The sequence below is a fragment of the Pandoraea pneumonica genome, assembly GCF_049918595.1.
Taxonomy (GTDB): Bacteria; Pseudomonadota; Gammaproteobacteria; order Burkholderiales; family Burkholderiaceae; genus Pandoraea; species Pandoraea pneumonica_A.
On sequence record NZ_JBNCRZ010000004.1, the window covers coordinates 106,331 to 123,312 of the forward strand.

Genomic DNA, 16,982 nt, shown 5'->3' on the forward strand with positions numbered 1-16,982 from the left:
TCTGACAACGCGCGATAACGCGTTGCTGCGAGTGAGTCAGTCACAACGGGAGAGTCAATGGAATTCCAGCTCAACGGGCGACCGTTCGTTTTCGAGGGAGAAGACGACACGCCGCTACTGTGGGTTATCCGCGATGCCGCGGGGCTTACGGGCACCAAATACGGATGCGGTATCGGCGCCTGCGGCGCATGCACGGTGCATCTCGAGGGTGTCGCCACGCGCACCTGCGTGCTGCCGGTCTCTGCCGTCGCGGGCAAGCGCATCACGACCATCGAAGCGCTGTCGCCCACGCGCTCGCATCCCATCCAGCAGGCATGGATTGCCAACGACGTGCCGCAATGCGGCTACTGCCAGTCCGGCATGGTGATGGCCGCTGCCGCGTTGCTCGATAAGCACCCGCATCCGACGGACGCGCAGATCGACGAGGCCATGACCAATCTGTGCCGTTGCGCCACGTATCACCGCATTCGGGAGGCGATCCATGCCGCTGCAAAACGCTGAGGTTGAGCACGCCGCGTCGCGCGCTCGTGAGATGCACGAAACGCACGAAACGCAAGGCGGGATGGCGTCGCCGTCACGTCGTCATTGGCTCAAGGGCATGGCGATTGCTACCGGCAGTCTGGTGATTCCCCTCTCGGCCTCGTGGCTGACCAGCCCGCAGGCGCGCGCAGCGAGTGAAGGCGCTACGGGTCGTCTCATTGAAATCAACGACTGGATTCGTATCGACGCCGACGGCACCACCGTGTTGGGTTTGTCGCAATGCGAGGTCGGACAGGGCGTGTACACCGGTTTGCCGCAAGTGCTTGCCGACGAGCTGGACGCCGACTGGCGGCGGGTGCGCGTCGAGTTCGTGACCGCGCGCGATGCGTACCGTACGGCCGCGGCCAATGAGGCGTTACAGCAGTTCGTGGGTGCCTCGATGAGCGTGACGCTCTTCTACGAGCGCCTGCGCGTGGCGGGCGCGCAGGCGCGCGAAGCGCTTGTCAGCGTGGCGGCGCAGCGGCTCGGTGTGCGCACGACCAATTGCATCACCCGAGAAGGCCGCGTGATTCACCCGCAATCGGGCCGCTCGATCGGCTATGGCGAGTTGGCGGCGGACGCGGCGAAAGTGCCACTCAATCCGCACCCGCATCTGAAAAACGAAGCGGCGCACGCGTTGATCGGCAAACCGATGCCGCGCCTCGATACCCCGTCCAAAGTCGACGGGTCGGCTGTCTTCGGCATCGACGTCAACGTGCCGGGCATGCTGATCGGTGCCGTGCGTATGGCACCGACCACCGGCGGCACGCCCATCGCCGTCAAGAATCGCGAAGCGATCAAAACGCGTAAAGGCGTGCATGACGTCGTCATCGCCAAGGACGCCGTCATCGTCGTGGCCGACGATTATTGGCGTGCCAAAAAGGCGTGCGATGCCCTCGACGTTGAATGGAAGGCCGGGGCCGCTGCCGACAGCGCCACCATTCTTGCCGAACGTCGTGCTGCGCTGATCAGCGGCAAACCTGGCATCGCGACCGACATCGGCGACGCACCTGCGTTAATTGCCGCAGGCGGCAAGGTCGTCACCGGCGAATACCACACGCCCTACATCGTGCACGCGACCATGGAGCCGGTGAATGCCACCGTGCACGTGCGCAAGGATCGCGGCGAAATCGAGGTGTGGGGGCCGATTCAAGGGCAGGACAAAGTGCGTTGGGCGCTCGGTGGCATCTTCAAATTGCCACCCGACAAAGTCACGGTACACACCACCTTCCTCGGCGGTAGCTTCGGGCGGAAGTACGTACCTGACTTCGTGATTCACGCGGCGGTGGCATCCGCTGCGGTAGGCCGTCCCGTCAAAGTGATTCGCTCGCGAGAAGGCGACATGCAGCACGGTTTCTATCGGCCGTGCGCGTCGGGCCGCTTCCAAGCCGTGCTCGGCAGCGATGGGTTGCCGCGCGCCATGCATCTTCGCGTCGCGGGGCAGTCGCTCTACAACGTCATCAAGAAAGAGAACTACGAGAAAGCGGGCTACGACGAGACGATGCTCGACGGGCTGTACGACTTGGCCTACGCCGTGCCCAACCTGCGCGTCGAAGGTGTCGACGTGCCGCAGCCCAATATTCCCGTGAGCTTCATGCGCTCCGTGGGTTCGACGTCGAGCGTGTTCTTCCTCGAGAGCTTCATCGACGAAATGGCCGAGGCGGCTGGTAGCGACCCGATCGCGTATCGCAAGCGACTGCTCCGTCACGATGCACTCGCGAGCGCCGTGATCGACACCACCGTCAAAGCCGCGGGCTGGCAGACGAATGCCAAGCCCGGCGTTTATCGTGGCTTCGGCTATTGCACCTACACCGGGCGCGGTGCCGCGTTCTCCACCTATGTGGCGGTGGCCGTCGAGATGCGCATCGTTGGCGATCGCTTCAAGATCGAGCGCGTGGTGTGTGGCGTCGATTGCGGGCGTGCGATCAATCCGAATCTGATTCGCGCCAACATCGAGGGCGGCATCGGATTCGCACTCACCAACACGTTTAAGAGCGAAATTACGTTTGCGAACGGTGGCGTCGAACAGAGCAACTTCGGCGATTACCCGCTGCTGTATCTCGTCGAGATGCCGAAGATCGAAACCGTGATCGTGCCGAGCGATCGTCCGCCGCAGGGATGTGGCGAAGTGTCGTTGCCGCCGATGGCACCCGCCGTCGCGCAAGCGATCAAGCGAGCCACCGGCGTACGGCCCCGCTCGATGCCGCTGCCGCAAACCGTGGCACAAGCCCGTGCACTCGGCGGTGCCGCTGCCGCCCACAGCAAAGGCAGCGCGTAATGGATGTCCTCGATGCCGAGGTGCTGGATGCGGTTTCGCGCTGGCAGTCGCAGGGCGACGACGTGTTGCTCGCGACCGTGGCGCGCACGTGGGGTTCGGCTCCACGGCCCGTTGGCGCAATGATGGCGCTTACCGCACGATGCCGGGTGGCTGGCTCGGTATCGGGCGGTTGCATCGAGGACGATCTGCTTGCCAAAGTGGCGAATGGCTTTCGCCCGGGAGTACGCCCGCATGTGCAGACGTATGGCCTCACGGCCGACGAAGCGCATCGATTCGGCTTGCCATGTGGCGGCACGCTCGAACTGATCCTCGAATCCGTGACCCGGCACAGCGCGCTCGATGCGATGCGTGCTGCGATCGACGCGGGGCAACTCGGCACGCGTGAGTTAGATCTGCGCACCGGACAGGCGTGCGTTCAGCGCGCCGCGCAGCCAGCAGCTTTCTCGTACACGCCAGAGCGGCTTAGTGTTCCGTTCGGCCCGCGCTGGCGAATCATCGTCATCGGCGATGGGCAACTCACGCGGCATCTCACGGCAATGGCTGTGCCGTTGGGTTATCAGGTTGTGATCTGCGACCCACGCGACATTCACGACCTTACCGACGACACACCGGATGCCATGACGACGACACCGCACGTCACGCGAGTGAGCGAGATGCCCGACGATCTCATCGTGCGACTGCGCCCGGACGGCAACACGGCCATCGTGGCGCTTACTCATGACCCGAAGCTCGACGACATGGCATTGCTCGAAGCGCTCAAGTCGGAGGCCTTCTACGTCGGCGCGATCGGGTCGCACAGAAATCAGGCGTTGCGCCGCGAGCGTCTGGCCTTGTTCGATCTGACGCCCCCGCAGATCGATCGCTTACGCGGCCCGGTCGGTTTGCGCCTCGGTGCACGAACGCCACCGGAAATTTCGCTGGCCATTCTTGCCGAGATCACGGCGCTTCGTAATGGCACGTGCGTCGCGCTTGGCACGCTTCCCCCGAGCGTGTGAATTCAATCCCCCCGCAGCACTCGTTCGTAGCAAATGACGGATAGGTAGTTTGGAATCCAACATAAAAATAGGGAATGTCATGAAGCACAAAGTTTGGATGGCAATGGCACTCACCGTTGCGGCGGGTTGCGCCAAGGCGGATGGTTTGCAGATCTACGGCATTTTGGACAACAGCCTGGAATACCTCACCAACGCGGGCGTTAGCTCGAGCGGCAGCAAGTCGTCGTTGTTTCGCGTGAGCAATGGCTCGCAGGCGCCGAACCGATTCGGCTTCAAGGGCTCGGAAGATTTGGGTGGCGGACTCAAAGCCATCATGCAACTCGAAGCGGGCTTCAATCTCGACACGGGGCAATTGCAGCAGGGCGGACGCATGTTCGGTCGGCAGGCTTACGTGGGGCTTCAGAACGAGTGGGGCGCGGTGACGATCGGCCGCCAGAAGAACCTCATTTACGATGCCTTCCTCGAACTCGATCCGCTGTCGTACTACAGCTACTCATTGCCTGCGATGGATGCGCAATTCGCTGGCCGTGCCGATAACTCGATCAAGTACGCGGGCAACTTCAACGGCTTTAAGGTGGGTGGGCTTTTCTCGACCGGATATGACGCGACCATTGCCAACGGTGCGCAGGTGCCGGGCGAGTGGCGAGTGGGCAAGGAGTACAGCGTGTCGGTCGGCTATGGCAACGGCCCGCTCAACGTCTCGCTTGTGTACGACCAGCAGCAGGGTACGTCGGTCGCGACGCAAGGCGCCACAACGCAACGTGTGGCCGCGGGCGCGAGTTATGCCATCGGCAACTTCAAACCGTACGTCGGCTACCAGTGGTATCTGAGCAATGTGCCGGGGGTGGCCGGGCGCAACGAGTTGTACTTCGCCGGGCTGCAATATCGCCCCGTGACGGAGGTCATCCTCTCGGGCGCGATTTACTACAACAACATCACGTCGGCGAATCAGCACCCGTATTTGCTTGCGGCGAACGCGGCGTACTTGTTGTCCAAGCGCACGCAACTCTTCGCGGAAATCGGCTTCTCGCGCAATCAAAACAACTCGAACCTCGGCGTGACCGGATACGGGCTGAGCATCGTGCCAGGGAGCAATCAGGTCGGCGTGGCGGTTGGCCTCGCACACTACTTCTGAGGCGGCACCGTCACCGTCTCGTCGCGCGCCGTCAATCCGGGGGGATGGCGGCGCGGGAAGTGTCGGACGCGCCCGGTGTCAGGCACCGCACCGGGCGCGAAGCCGACTTGTATTAATCACAGTTTCGGCAAAAGAGCGTAACGGAGATACTTCTTTCACCGGCTCACGCAACACCGCGCTAAGCCAAACACAAGGAGAAACACCATGCCCGTCGCCCTCATGCTCGCCGCCGAATACGCCTTCCAAGGTCTGATTCTGCTCTCGTCCGCCGCACCGCTGTTTCAGTAAGATGACCCGATGCAATGACGGTCATACGCCATAAACAAAAGGCCGCTTCGAAACCGAAGCGGCCTTTTGCTTTGATACGTCAGCGAAGCGGGATGCGAGACCCCGCGTCGTGATTAATGACGGAAGTGACGCGTGCCCGTCATCAGCATGGCAACGTTACGTTCGTCGGCGGCGGCGATCACTTCGTCATCGCGCATCGAACCGCCCGGGTGAATCACGCAGGTCGCGCCTGCATCGACCACCACGTCCAGACCGTCACGGAACGGGAAGAACGCATCCGACGCCACGGCCGAGCCGTTCAGCGACAGACCGGCATTCTGTGCCTTGATGCTGGCGATACGTGCCGAATCCACACGGCTCATTTGACCCGCACCCACGCCCAGCGTCATACCGCCTGCGCAGAACACAATGGCGTTCGACTTGACGTACTTCGCCACGCGCCATGCGAACAGCAGGTCTTCCATTTCTTTCGGCGTCGGATGACGCTTGGTCACCACGCGCAGTTCATGCGGGGCAACGTTCTTCGCGTCCGGCGATTGCACCAGCAGACCGCCACCCACACGCTTGAAGTCGTATTGGTTGACGCCGTCGCCCAGCGGTACTTCCAGCAAACGGACGTTTTGCTTCGCAGCGAACACTTGCTTGGCGCCTTGCGTGAACGACGGGGCCAGCAGCACTTCGACGAATTGCTTGGCCACCGCTTGTGCGGCCGTTTCGTCGACTTCGCGGTTGAACGCGATGATGCCGCCGAAGGCCGACGTCGGGTCGGTCTGGAATGCCTTGGCATACGCTTCGGACGGCGTTGCCGCCACGGCCACACCGCACGGGTTGGCGTGCTTGATGATCACGCAGGCGGGCGCGTCGAACGTCTTCACGCATTCCCACGCGGCATCGGCGTCGGCGATGTTGTTGTACGACAGTTCCTTGCCTTGCAACTGGCGATAGTTCGCGAGCGAGCCGGCCGGCGTGGTGATGTCGCGATAGAACGCCGCGCTTTGGTGCGGGTTCTCGCCGTAACGCATGTCCTGAACCTTCGTGTACGCCAGATTGAGCGTCGCCGGGTAAGCCGTGCGCTCGCTGTGACGCAGCGATTCGCCCAGGCTCGTCAGGTAGTTGGTGATCGCGCCGTCGTATTGCGCCGTGTGCGCAAACACCTTCGTCGCCAGACGGAAGTTGGTGGTGTAGCCGATGGTGTTGTTGTTGGCCTTCATCTCGTCGAGCACCACGGCGTAGTCGGCCGGGTCGACCACGACGGTCACGTCGCGATGATTCTTCGCGGCGGAGCGCAGCATCGTCGGGCCGCCGATGTCGATGTTCTCGATGGCGTCTTCGAGCGAGCAGTCGTCCTTGGCGATCGTCTGCACGAACGGGTACAGATTCACCACGAGCAGATCGATCGTCGGGATGCCGTGCTGATCGAGCGCAGCCATGTGCTCGGGCAGGTCGCGACGGGCCAGAATGCCGCCGTGCACCTTCGGATGCAGGGTCTTCACGCGCCCATCGAGCATTTCCGGAAATCCGGTGTAGTCGGCCACTTCGGTCACCTTGACGCCGGCGTCAGCCAGCAGCTTGGCGGTGCCGCCAGTGGAGAGAATCGACACGCCCTGTGCAGCGAGCGACTTGGCGAAGTCGACGATGCCGGTCTTGTCGGAGACGGAGATGAGAGCTTGCTTGATCATGACGGACGGTAGTGAAGCGGCAAAAACGGACAAATAGGGCGGGCAGAAACGATGGGACGTATCTCAGCGAACCGAGCCTTCCACGCGCACGCCCCGGCGGGGCAGAACAGGCGCGCACATCGACGTGGCCGCCTGTCCTCGCGGGCGACTACAGCAGGCCGTGCTGCTGCAACTTCTTGCGCAGCGTGTTGCGGTTGATCCCCAGATATTCTGCGGCGAGCGACTGATTTCCATCGGCCTTGCCTAGTACGAATTCGAGCAGCGGCTTTTCAACGACGGTGACAACCATATCGTAGACATCGTGTGGTACGGCGCCGTCCAGATCGCGGAAGTACGAATCCAGACTGTCGCGTACGCATTGTTCTATGTTTGTTTTGCTCATGCGGCTAATAGCTCCCTCGGCGATTCTTGTTCATAGCAGAGACGGTCCGAGTGCGCCTTCTGCTGTTCGAAAAACTCGTTGACCGCGGCCAACTGGTCCTGCGTGCTGTCGAGCGTATTCATACGCTGGCGGAACGTGGCCGCCCCCGGCAGCCCGCGCGAATACCACGCAATATGCTTGCGCGCGGTTCGCACCCCGGTGAACTCCCCGTAGAACTCGTAGTGGTCTTCGAGGTGTTCGTTCATGATTTGCTGGATCTCGTCGACGCGCGGTGCCAAGGCAATCTCGCCCGTCGTGAGAAACAGCTCGATGTCGCGGAACAGCCACGGCCGGCCCTGTGCGGCGCGGCCGATCATGATGGCGTCCGCCCCCGTAACTTCGAGGACGTGTTTGGCTTTCTGCGCCGAATCGATGTCGCCATTGGCGACGATCGGAATGCGCGCGGCAGCCTTCACGGCGGCAATCGTCTCGTACTCGGCGTCGCCGTGATACAGGTCGGCGCGCGTGCGTCCGTGCACGGTCAGCATGCTGATGCCGCAGTCTTCGGCAATGCGCGCAACCGTCAGCGCGTTCTTGTGTTCGCGATCCCAGCCCGTGCGGATCTTGAGCGTGACCGGCACCACATCGCCCACTGCGCCGACCACGGCCGACACGATGCGCGCGACCAGCGGCTCGTTTTGCAGCAAGGCCGAACCTGCGGCCACGTTGCAGACCTTCTTGGCCGGGCAACCCATGTTGATGTCGATGATCTGCGCGCCGCGCTCGACGTTGTAGCGGGCGGCTTCGGCCATCATGGCCGGGTCTGCCCCGGCAATCTGCACGGAAATCGGCGCGACTTCGCCGGCGTGGTTCGCGCGGCGCATGGTCTTCTCGCTTTTCCAGAGCTGCGCGTTCGAGGCCACCATCTCCGAGACGGCATAACCCGCCCCCAGCCGTTTGCACAACTGGCGGAATGGGCGATCCGTCACCCCAGCCATGGGCGCGACGAAGAGGTTATTGCGGAGTTCGTGGGGACCAATACGCACGATGCAGGGAAATGCCGGGGGAAAAAACGAGCATTTTACTGCGAAAACCGGTCCCCGTCGCCTAAAAAATGTGCAGAGTTACCCGCGTTGCCCGAACATCATCTGGCGCGCGAACGCCGTTTTGAGCGGTGGCACCAGGTCGAGACTGGCGAGCGCCATGCCCCGCAGCACGGCCACGGGCGTGGCGTCGATGCCGAATACGCGAGGGAGCAGGTCGGTGATGCGGATCGTCATGCCCCGGTCGGCGCGGCGGCGGCGGGCAAAGGCGGCAAGCGCTGACGGGCCGGGAACACTGAAGACGCCGCTGGCAGCACCCGTCGCGCCGGAAACCTCGGTGAGCGCGGCAACTCCGGCATCGGCGCGCGTTGCATGCTGACTCGGGCTGCGCGCGTCGCGCACCAGCGTATCGGCGAGGTCGAACGCGTCGCGCAAGCCGAGATTGAGCCCTTGTCCGGCGACTGGGTGCAGCGTCTGCGCCGCATTGCCGATGGCGGCGACCCGCCCGTCGACCACATGGCCCAGCGCGTTCAGGCCCAGCGGGAAACCTGCACGGGCACTGATCGCGGTGAATCGGCCCATGCGGTCGCCGAAGGCCGCGTGCAGTTCGGCGAGAAAGCTCGCGTCGTCCATGTCGCGGCGGCGCTTGGCCTGTTCGTGCGAGCAGCACCACACCAGCGCGTAGCCGTGGTCCTGTGGCAACAACGCCAGCGGTCCCTCGGACGTAAAGCGCTCCCACGCCCATCCCGCACGCGGCCGTTCGCAGGTCACGAACCCGACGAGTGCCGTCTGTCCGTAATCGCGCGCACGAGGGCGCGACGTTTGGCTCTCGAACAGGCCGCCCTCGGCATTGACGGCCAAGGTGGCGTGCAGCGTTTCGGCGTGATCGTCGGCCGTGGTGCCGAGCGTGATCGTGACCTGCTGCGGATCCTGACGCAAGGCAATGGCTTGATAGGGGCGGAAGTGATGCAGACCCGGTGCGAGTGCACCCTGCGAGAGCGGTGCCTGCGGCGAGTGCTCGAAGCGCGTCGGCGCGTGCTGCATCGCGCCGTCCAGGGCACGCATCAGCGCGCCATAGCGCACTACGTAACCGAGGGCGGGGACACCGTGCTCGCGAAAATCGATCTCGGTGCTGCCGAAGCGGCGCGCCTGCGATACGTGGATGTGATGAATCGGGGTGGTGGCGAGGGTTGTGTCCGAGCGTGCCCCGGTCGCTGCCTGTGCCGTGTGTGGCCAGGCACCGGCACGCGCCAGAATTTCGCGACTGCCATGCGAGAGCGCTAGTGCACGCGGATCGTCGTAGCCGGCCTGCGGCCCGCGCGCATCGATGAGCGCGACGCGCAACTGCGGCGCGCGCTCGGTGAGCAACAGCGCCAGCGTCGTGCCGACGGGGCCGGCGCCGACGATGGCAACGTCGAAACGGCGCACGGGCGGCTCGGGTGTCATTTCCGTCTTCGTCATGTCTGCACGCAAACCCGTCGATCAGCCACGCATGAGCGCTTCGATCTCGTCGGCGTCGACGGGCACGTCGCGTGTGAGCAGCGTGCAGCCGGTTGCTGTGACGACGGCGTCGTCTTCGATCCGAATGCCGATATTCCAGTAACGCTCGTCGATGTCCGGTGCCGGACGCACGTAAATGCCGGGTTCGATGGTCGTGACCATGTTCGCGGCCAGCGTGCGCCACGGACGCTCGCCATTCGGCGCGTCTTCGCGATATTCGCCGCAGTCATGCACGTCCATGCCGATCCAGTGACCGGTGCGGTGCATGTAAAAACGGCTGAACGACTTGTCGGCGATCACATCGTCCACGCTGCCCGCGGTATCGCGTTTGAGCAGCCCGGTGTCGAGCATGCCTTGTGCCAGCACGCGCACAGCGGCATTGTGAGGCGCGTCGAACGCGACGCCGGCGCGCGTGGCGTCGATGGCGGCTTGCTGCGAGGCGAGCACGATGTCGTAAAGCTCGCGCTGGGCGGGCGTGAAGCGGCCGTTCACCGGGAACGTGCGCGTGATGTCCGAGGCATAGCCGTCGAGTTCGCAAGCGGCATCGATCAGGCACAGATCGCCGTCGCGCAACTCGGTGTCGCCTGCGCGGTAGTGCAGCACCGTGGCGTTGGCGCCGGTGGCAACGATCGAGCCGTAGGCCGGGAACTGCGAACCGTGGCGGCGGAATTCGTAAAGCAATTCGGCTTCAAGGTGATATTCGCGCAACCCTGGGCGCGACGTCTTCATCGCACGAACGTGGGCGTCGGCGGAAATCTTGCCCGCGCGCGCCATGATGTCGATTTCGTGCGCATCTTTGACCAGACGCATTTCGTCGAGAATCGCGCGGATGTCGCGGGCGGCGGCCGGTGCCGACACGCCGGTGCGGCTCTGCGCGCGCACGGTGTTCAGCCAGTGGCGTACCTGACGGTCCTGTTGTGCCGAGGCACCCAGTGCGTAGAACAGCGCCGGGGCGTCGGCCATCAATTGCGGCAGACGGGTGTCGATTTCGTCGATGGGGTACGCCGCGTCAAAGCCGAACGTTTGGCGCGCGGCTTCGGGGCCGTAGCGGAAACCGTCCCAGATCTCGCGCTCTTCGTTCTTCGCGCGGCAGAACAGGATCGATTGACCGTTGCGGCTATCGAGGACCACGACGGCCTCGGGTTCGGTGAAGCCCGACAGGTAATAGAAATAGCTGTCGTGACGATAGGGGTAGTCGCTGTCGCGGTTACGCGGCACTTCCGGCGCGGTCGGCAAGATGGCGAGACCGCCACCGGCCTGACGCATTTGCTCGATGACACGCTCACGGCGGGCACGGTAAGGGGTATCGGTCATCGCGGGCTCCATTGTTGTCGTATTCGGCGATTCTACTGCCGAGGGGGTGAGCGCTGCATCACGCATGCGCAATGCACGCCGAATTCGGCTCGATGCTGTTGGGACGGTCTGCGGGCTATCGGCCTTGCCGAGCGGACACCGCGTCGTTCAGTGCTGCCAATTGTGCAGGCGTGCCGACGTTTTCCCACTCGCCGTCAAAGCGCTCGCCTGTCGCGTGTCCCGCGGCAATCGTGCGTTGATACAGCGGCGTGAGCGCCATGCGCGTGCCGGGGGCGATGCCGTCGAACAAACGCAGGTCGTACAGCGCGATGCTGCCAAAGGTCAGCGGCGTCGTGCCCGCAGGGGCGCTCTCGCGCAGATGCAAACGGTTGGCGGCGTCGAGCGCGAAGTCGCCCTTGGGGTGAAACGGCGGGTTCGGCACCATCACGAGATGCATGCCAGGGGCTGCCTGCTTGGCCATACGTTCAGCCGGTGCCCGTAGGGTAGCGAAATCGAAGTCGGTGAAAAGATCGCCTGCAATGGCTAAAAACACGTTGCCCGCCCCTTCGAGCAGCGGGCGCGCCTGTGCGATACCTCCGGCCGTCTCGAGCGCTTCCTGTTCAGCGGAATATGCGAGATGCACGCCGAAGCGGCTGCCGTCGCCGAGCGCCGCTTCAATCTGGGCACCCAGCCAGGCATGGTTGATGACGATCTGCGCGTAGCCCGCGCGGGCGAGGGCTTCGATCTGCCAGACAATGAGCGGCTTGCCCGCTACGGGCAGCAGCGGCTTGGGCGTCGTGTCCGTGAGGGGGCGCATACGATCGCCGCGCCCGGCGGCGAAGATCATCGCCTTCATTGGGTGCATCAGAAGGTATAGCCGACGTCGGCCTGCTGGCCGGTCAGCGTGTCGAGCAGTCGGGCGAGCGGGCGCAGCGGCGCGTAGCGCTCGGCCACCTTGGTGGCGTATTGCAGAAAGCGCGGCGTGTCGGCCAGATATCGCGGCTTGCCGTCGCGATAGTTGATGCGGGCAAAGATGCCGAGCACTTTCAGATGGCGTTGCAGCCCCATCCACTCGGCCTGACGGTAGAACTCGCCGAAGTCGGCATCGACCGGCAGTCCGGCCTTGCGGGCGCGCTCCCAGTAATAGGCCAGCCAGTCGAGTTGACGTTCTTCGTCCCAGCTGAGGAACGCGTCGCGCATGAGCGAAATCACGTCGTAGGTCAGCGGACCGTAGACGGCATCCTGAAAATCCAGGATGCCCGGGCCAGTGGTGCCCGGCAGGCCTGGCATCAGATTGCGCGGCATATAGTCGCGGTGCACGAACACTTTGGGCTGCGCGAGCGCGCTCTCGATGAGCAACTGGTTGGTGCGATCGAGCGTAGCGCGCTGCTCAGCGGTCAGTTCCACTTTCAGATGCTTACCGATGTACCAGTCCGGGAACAGATCGAGCTCACGCTGGAGCAGTGCCGTGTCGTAGGCGGGCAGCACATCGGTGCGCGAATGCTTCTGCCACACGATCAGTGCGTCGAGCGCCGCGCGCATGAGAGGCCGGGCGTTATCGTCGTTCAGCACATCGAGATAGGTCTCGCGGCCGAGATCGGTGAGCAGCAGGAAGCCTTGTGCGAGATCTTCGGCGAGTACCTTCGGGGCTTGCAGACCCGCTTCGTCGAGCAATTGCGCGACGTGCACGAAAGGACGGCAATCTTCCTGCGGCGGCGGGGCGTCCATCACGATCAGGCTCGGATGCGCCGGATCATGGCTGCCGATGCGGAAATAGCGCCGGAAGCTCGCGTCCGCCGAGGCAGGCGCCCACTGCGCCATATCGAGCGAGAACGGTTCGGCCAGACTCGAGAGCCAGGTGGCGAGCGCTTTCAAGCGGGAATCTTGGGAATCTGCGAGGTGGCTGGCGGTCAGGCTGGAAGCCTCGGAAACACTCGCGGGGGCGCTAGATTGTGCGGTCATGATGGGGGCGGTAAACGTCTTGCCATATAATACCCGATCATGTTTTCCCGACGCCCTGATTCTCGACCTCGATCGACCGTCCCGAATGTCCCGGCAATGCCGTTTGGACGTGCGGGATTGGCTGCCCCGCAAGCGGCGCCACGATTGTCTCGCTGTTTGCGTACATGCCGGATAAACAAGTCCATACGAATGAAGTTTCGTCGCTGCGACGCCTGATGCGCACGCGACGCAAGCCACTGGCTCTGCTGCTCTCCTTGCCCGGAGTGTGGTGTTCGCTCGCCGGTGCGCAGGAAGCCCCCCCGCCCGATCTCGCCAAGAGCGACGGTCTCGTGCTGCGCACGGTGCCATCGCTGTCGGACTATTTTCTGGGCGCGGGCGAAGATGTGCCGATGTATGTGCGCGGTATGCACCTCACCGGCCGAACCAATGTCGACGCGACCGTCGACGGCGATGCCGAGGCGCGCAAGCTGCGCTCCTACCTGAAGGGCGATCGCTTGACCTACGATCAGGACACTGACGAGGTCGTAGCGCACGGTAACGCGCATTTGTCGCAGGGCGGCAATACGTTTGTCGGCCCCGAAGCGCATATGTATACCGGTGCGGGCGATGGCTATATGCTCACGCCGACCTATCAGCTCGTGACGGGCGGTGGCGGCAAAGGTGAACGTGCTGATGTCGACGCGGCAAATGTCGTCACCTTGCAGCGCGGCACCTATTCGGCGTGCGCCTGTACCGACGACGACAAGACGCCTGCGTGGTACATCAAGGCGTCGTCGTTCGAGTTCGATCAAGAACAGCAGGAAGGCACGGCCTACAACGGCATTTTGTTCTTCCAGGGCGTGCCGATTTTGGCGAGTCCGTACATGTCGTTTCCGACAACCACCGAGCGTCGCTCGGGCTTGCTCGCGCCGACATTTACGCAATCGAGCCAAACGGGTTTCGAATTCACGCAGCCGTATTACTTCAATATCGCGCCTAATCGCGACCTGACCATTACGCCGCGCTTCATGACCAAGCGCGGCACGATGCTTATCGGCGACTTCCGATATCTGGAACCCACGTATTCCGGGTTGTTCCACATCGAATATCTGCCGAAGGATCGGGTCACGGGCGACGCGCGGTACACATTTACATGGCAGCACAGTCAGAAGCTTGACTACGGTGTCAACGCATACGTTAATTTCACGAAGGTTTCGGACGATACTTATCCGGACGATTTTGGCGCAGGGACCAACTTCCAAACCGGCGTGCAACGCGTGTATAGCCGTGAAGCCGGGCTGACATGGGGCTACGGCAACTGGTCGTTCCTGGCACGCGTTTTAAAGTATCAGACGCTGGCGCCGAGTTCGCCGCAGTACGAGTCAGTCCCCGAATTATCGGCAACGTATAACAAGCTGGATTTCCACGGCTTCGACTTCACGATGCCGATTCGGTTTAATCGGTTCCACATCGCGGCCACTACCGGCCAGCCCGATGGCGATCGCTTGTACGCGCAACCGACACTGAGTTACCCGATTTTGACGCCGGGTTACTTCATCGTGCCGAAGGTGATGTTCAATGCGGCTTCGTACAACATCAACTATCCGAACGGATCGTTGATGCAGTCGTCGATCACGCGAACGGTGCCTACGGTTAGCCTCGATGCCGGTCTCACGTTCGAACGCCCGCTCACGTTGTTCGGCTCGAGCATGAAGCAAACGTTGGAGCCGCGGATCTTCTACGTCTACACGCCGTATCGTAATCAGAGCTCGATCCCGATTTTCGATAGTGCGGTCGCTGACTTCAATCTCGCGGAAATCTTCAGCGAGAACTCGTTCATCGGCGAAGACCGGATTCAGGATGCCAATCGTGTGACGATGGCCCTGACGTCGCGCTTGATCGATGCCGAGAGCGGTATCGAACGGGCACGTGTCTGGTACGCGCAGCGCTACAACATCCAGCAGTCGCTCGTCACGATGCCGGGCGGCACGCCCGAGAACGCCGGGGTCTCCGACTTCCTGGTCGGTGGCTCTGCGCTGCTGTACAGCAACATCACGTTCAGCACGGCCGTGCAGTACAGCCCGAGCACGTCACAGTTCAACCGGTCGGACGTCGGTATCACCTGGCGTCCGGGCGAGCGCCGCGTGTTCAATATCTATTACCGTTACCTGCGCAATCCGCCGCCGGTGGTGGGGCAGACGGCGTTGACGGTGACGCCGATCAACCAGATCGAACTTTCGGGGCAGTGGCCGATCACACCTCGGTTCGGGGTCGTGGGCCGGATCAACTACAGCATCACCGACAAGTCGTTCATCGATGCTCTGGCTGGTTTCGAGTATGATGCCGACTGCTGGGCTTTCCGGATCGGTGTGCAACGCTATGCGACCAATGCCACAACGACGACTTCGCGCGTTTTTGCGCAGTTGGAGTTGAAAGGGTTGACCAAATCCAGTGCTAGCGCGACTGAAGCCTTCAAGCAAGGCGTGCCTGGCTACCAGCCGCCGCCGACGAACCAGACTCCTTCTCGATTCAGCAACTATGAATGACATGTTTGTGAAGCGTGCCTCGCTGCTGGCGAGCCTGTGTCTCGCCGCCGGGGTGGCGATGGCTCAGCCGGCACCGGTCAGCAACCAAGCTGCTGGCGCGCCCGCATCGTCCGCGCGTGCGGTCGATTCCATCGTGGCCGTGGTCAATGACGCCGTGATCACCCGCAAGGAACTCAACACGCGTATCGAGGAAGCCAAGCACCAGCTGACCCTCGCCAAGCGTCCGATTCCTGAGGCCGACATGCTCCAGCGCCAGGTGCTCGAGCAGATGATCATTACGCAGGTGCAACTCCAGCGTGCGAAGGAAGACGGCATCGTGGTCAAGGACGCCGATGTCGAGCAGGCACTGCAACGCATCGCCGCCGACAACCGTTTGTCGGTCGATCAATACAAGGCTCGCCTGCTGCAAGCCGGCGTGCCCTGGGACGCGTTCCGCAAGGAAGTGCGCGAACAGATCATTCTGGCGCGCCTGCGCGACAAGGAAGTCGACAGTCAGGTGCAGGTCAGCGAGACGGAAATCAACACGTTCCTCGCCGCCCAGCGCGGTGCCTCGGCGACGCCTTCGGAAACCGAATACCGCATCAGCGAAATTCTCGTGAAGGTGCCCGACGGCGCTTCGGCCGACCAGGTCGACGCGGCGCAGAAGAAGGCCAACGAAGCCCTCGACAAGGCCAAGGCCGGTGGCGATTTTGCCGCCCTCGCCAAGCAATACTCGGATGCCTCGGATGCCACCAGCGGCGGCGACATGGGCTTCCGCATTCCCGAACGGATTCCCGATCTGTATCTGACGCAGGTGCAGAAACTGCAAGCGGGCACGCTGGTGCCGCAGGTGCTGCGCAGCAATAACGGTTTTCACGTCATCAAGCTGGTCGAAACCCGCAAGCAGGGTGGCGAGCAGGGCATGACCGTGCCGCAGATTCACGCTCGCCACATCCTGATTCGCGTGGGTGACGGCGTGTCGGAAGCACAGGCGCAGAAGAAGCTGCTCGACATCAAAGCGCAAATCGAAGCGGGCAAGGGCGACTTTGCGACGTTCGCGCGTCAGGTGTCGGTGGACGGTTCGGCCTCGCAGGGCGGCGACCTCGGCTGGATTTCGCCGGGCGAAACCGTGCCGGCGTTCGAGCGCGCCATGTCGGAGCTCAAGGACGGTCAGATCAGCGATCCGGTGCGCTCGGAGTATGGCTATCACCTGATTCAGGTGCTGGGCCATCGCGAGTCGCAAGTCTCGGGTGATCAAGAGCGCAACCTGGCGATGCAAGAACTGCGTGGCCGCAAGGCTGAGCAGCAGTATCGCGACTGGCTGCAACAACTGCGCGACAGCGCCTATGTCGATTACCGTCTGGGCACGGCAGCGCAATAAGCGCGGCCGGACACCGACGACCCGACACCGCCACACCACTTCGT

Annotated in this window: 13 protein-coding genes; 6 read left to right on the plus strand and 7 right to left on the minus strand. The window is 63.0% G+C overall.

Features of this window, described 5'->3' with window-relative positions; genetic code table 11:
- Nucleotides 1-57 precede the first annotated feature (57 nt).
- The 4 genes from ACPWR9_RS17035 to ACPWR9_RS17050 all read left to right on the plus strand — a co-directional run bounded on the left by ACPWR9_RS17035 (nucleotide 58) and on the right by ACPWR9_RS17050 (nucleotide 4,927).
- On the plus strand, nucleotides 58-501 hold the full coding sequence (locus tag ACPWR9_RS17035) for a (2Fe-2S)-binding protein (RefSeq protein ID WP_150680989.1): 444 nt from the start codon (nucleotides 58-60) through the stop codon (nucleotides 499-501).
- Nucleotides 502-562: 61 nt separating this feature from the next.
- Nucleotides 563-2,797, plus strand: coding sequence for a molybdopterin cofactor-binding domain-containing protein (locus ACPWR9_RS17040; RefSeq protein ID WP_426299935.1), 2,235 nt, complete (start codon nucleotides 563-565; stop codon nucleotides 2,795-2,797).
- Complete coding sequence (locus ACPWR9_RS17045; RefSeq protein WP_426299536.1) at nucleotides 2,797-3,792, plus strand: XdhC family protein; 996 nt, start codon at nucleotides 2,797-2,799, stop codon at nucleotides 3,790-3,792. The genes ACPWR9_RS17040 and ACPWR9_RS17045 overlap by 1 nt, the downstream gene beginning before the upstream one ends.
- A 79-nt stretch (nucleotides 3,793-3,871) precedes the next feature.
- Nucleotides 3,872-4,927, plus strand: coding sequence for a porin (locus tag ACPWR9_RS17050; protein WP_426299538.1), 1,056 nt, complete (start codon nucleotides 3,872-3,874; stop codon nucleotides 4,925-4,927).
- 401 nt (nucleotides 4,928-5,328) lie between these two features.
- Here ACPWR9_RS17050 and purH read toward each other — a convergent pair whose 3' ends face one another.
- The 7 genes from purH to ACPWR9_RS17085 all read right to left on the minus strand — a co-directional run bounded on the left by purH (nucleotide 5,329) and on the right by ACPWR9_RS17085 (nucleotide 13,005).
- Nucleotides 5,329-6,894: a bifunctional phosphoribosylaminoimidazolecarboxamide formyltransferase/IMP cyclohydrolase gene (gene purH / locus ACPWR9_RS17055; protein WP_426299540.1), complete on the minus strand. Its 1,566-nt coding sequence runs from the start codon at nucleotides 6,892-6,894 to the stop codon at nucleotides 5,329-5,331.
- 148 nt (nucleotides 6,895-7,042) lie between these two features.
- Nucleotides 7,043-7,276, minus strand: a complete 234-nt coding sequence (locus tag ACPWR9_RS17060) for a Fis family transcriptional regulator (RefSeq protein ID WP_058376120.1) — start codon at nucleotides 7,274-7,276, stop codon at nucleotides 7,043-7,045.
- Entirely contained in the window at nucleotides 7,273-8,301 is a 1,029-nt protein-coding gene (dusB, locus tag ACPWR9_RS17065; protein ID WP_426299542.1) for a tRNA dihydrouridine synthase DusB, read from the minus strand. Before dusB ends, ACPWR9_RS17060 begins: the two co-directional genes overlap by 4 nt.
- A gap of 78 nt (nucleotides 8,302-8,379) precedes the next feature.
- On the minus strand, nucleotides 8,380-9,759 hold the full coding sequence (locus ACPWR9_RS17070) for a UbiH/UbiF/VisC/COQ6 family ubiquinone biosynthesis hydroxylase (RefSeq protein ID WP_426299544.1): 1,380 nt from the start codon (nucleotides 9,757-9,759) through the stop codon (nucleotides 8,380-8,382).
- A gap of 21 nt (nucleotides 9,760-9,780) precedes the next feature.
- The gene (locus ACPWR9_RS17075; protein ID WP_426299546.1) at nucleotides 9,781-11,112 is read right to left on the minus strand and encodes an aminopeptidase P N-terminal domain-containing protein; all 1,332 of its coding nucleotides are present in this window, start codon (nucleotides 11,110-11,112) and stop codon (nucleotides 9,781-9,783) included.
- A gap of 115 nt (nucleotides 11,113-11,227) precedes the next feature.
- The gene (gene murU, locus ACPWR9_RS17080) at nucleotides 11,228-11,947 is read right to left on the minus strand and encodes an N-acetylmuramate alpha-1-phosphate uridylyltransferase MurU (protein ID WP_426299548.1); all 720 of its coding nucleotides are present in this window, start codon (nucleotides 11,945-11,947) and stop codon (nucleotides 11,228-11,230) included.
- 8 nt (nucleotides 11,948-11,955) lie between these two features.
- The gene (locus ACPWR9_RS17085; RefSeq protein WP_426299937.1) at nucleotides 11,956-13,005 is read right to left on the minus strand and encodes an aminoglycoside phosphotransferase family protein; all 1,050 of its coding nucleotides are present in this window, start codon (nucleotides 13,003-13,005) and stop codon (nucleotides 11,956-11,958) included.
- A 212-nt stretch (nucleotides 13,006-13,217) separates the two neighbouring features.
- Between ACPWR9_RS17085 and ACPWR9_RS17090 the strand changes: the two genes are divergently transcribed.
- Together ACPWR9_RS17090 and ACPWR9_RS17095 are read left to right on the plus strand one after the other, a co-directional pair.
- Nucleotides 13,218-15,578 (plus strand): LPS-assembly protein LptD, encoded by a 2,361-nt coding sequence (locus tag ACPWR9_RS17090; RefSeq protein ID WP_426299550.1) that lies wholly within the window; start codon nucleotides 13,218-13,220, stop codon nucleotides 15,576-15,578.
- Entirely contained in the window at nucleotides 15,571-16,938 is a 1,368-nt protein-coding gene (locus ACPWR9_RS17095) for a peptidylprolyl isomerase (RefSeq protein WP_426299552.1), read from the plus strand. Before ACPWR9_RS17090 ends, ACPWR9_RS17095 begins: the two co-directional genes overlap by 8 nt.
- Nucleotides 16,939-16,982 lie beyond the last annotated feature (44 nt).

What these genes read in the sequence shown, in the direction of transcription:
- murU (WP_426299548.1), bottom strand. Translation starts at nt 11,947, where the DNA reads ATGAAGGCGATGATCTTCGCCGCCGGGCGCGGCGATCGTATGCGCCCC.
- ACPWR9_RS17075 (WP_426299546.1), bottom strand. Translation starts at nt 11,112, where the DNA reads ATGACCGATACCCCTTACCGTGCCCGCCGTGAGCGTGTCATCGAGCAA.
- ACPWR9_RS17035 (WP_150680989.1), top strand. Translation starts at nt 58, where the DNA reads ATGGAATTCCAGCTCAACGGGCGACCGTTCGTTTTCGAGGGAGAAGAC.
- ACPWR9_RS17070 (WP_426299544.1), bottom strand. Translation starts at nt 9,759, where the DNA reads ATGACGAAGACGGAAATGACACCCGAGCCGCCCGTGCGCCGTTTCGAC.
- ACPWR9_RS17040 (WP_426299935.1), top strand. Translation starts at nt 563, where the DNA reads ATGGCGTCGCCGTCACGTCGTCATTGGCTCAAGGGCATGGCGATTGCT.
- ACPWR9_RS17095 (WP_426299552.1), top strand. Translation starts at nt 15,571, where the DNA reads ATGAATGACATGTTTGTGAAGCGTGCCTCGCTGCTGGCGAGCCTGTGT.
- ACPWR9_RS17090 (WP_426299550.1), top strand. Translation starts at nt 13,218, where the DNA reads ATGCCGGATAAACAAGTCCATACGAATGAAGTTTCGTCGCTGCGACGC.
- ACPWR9_RS17045 (WP_426299536.1), top strand. Translation starts at nt 2,797, where the DNA reads ATGGATGTCCTCGATGCCGAGGTGCTGGATGCGGTTTCGCGCTGGCAG.
- ACPWR9_RS17060 (WP_058376120.1), bottom strand. Translation starts at nt 7,276, where the DNA reads ATGAGCAAAACAAACATAGAACAATGCGTACGCGACAGTCTGGATTCG.
- ACPWR9_RS17050 (WP_426299538.1), top strand. Translation starts at nt 3,872, where the DNA reads ATGAAGCACAAAGTTTGGATGGCAATGGCACTCACCGTTGCGGCGGGT.
- purH (WP_426299540.1), bottom strand. Translation starts at nt 6,894, where the DNA reads ATGATCAAGCAAGCTCTCATCTCCGTCTCCGACAAGACCGGCATCGTC.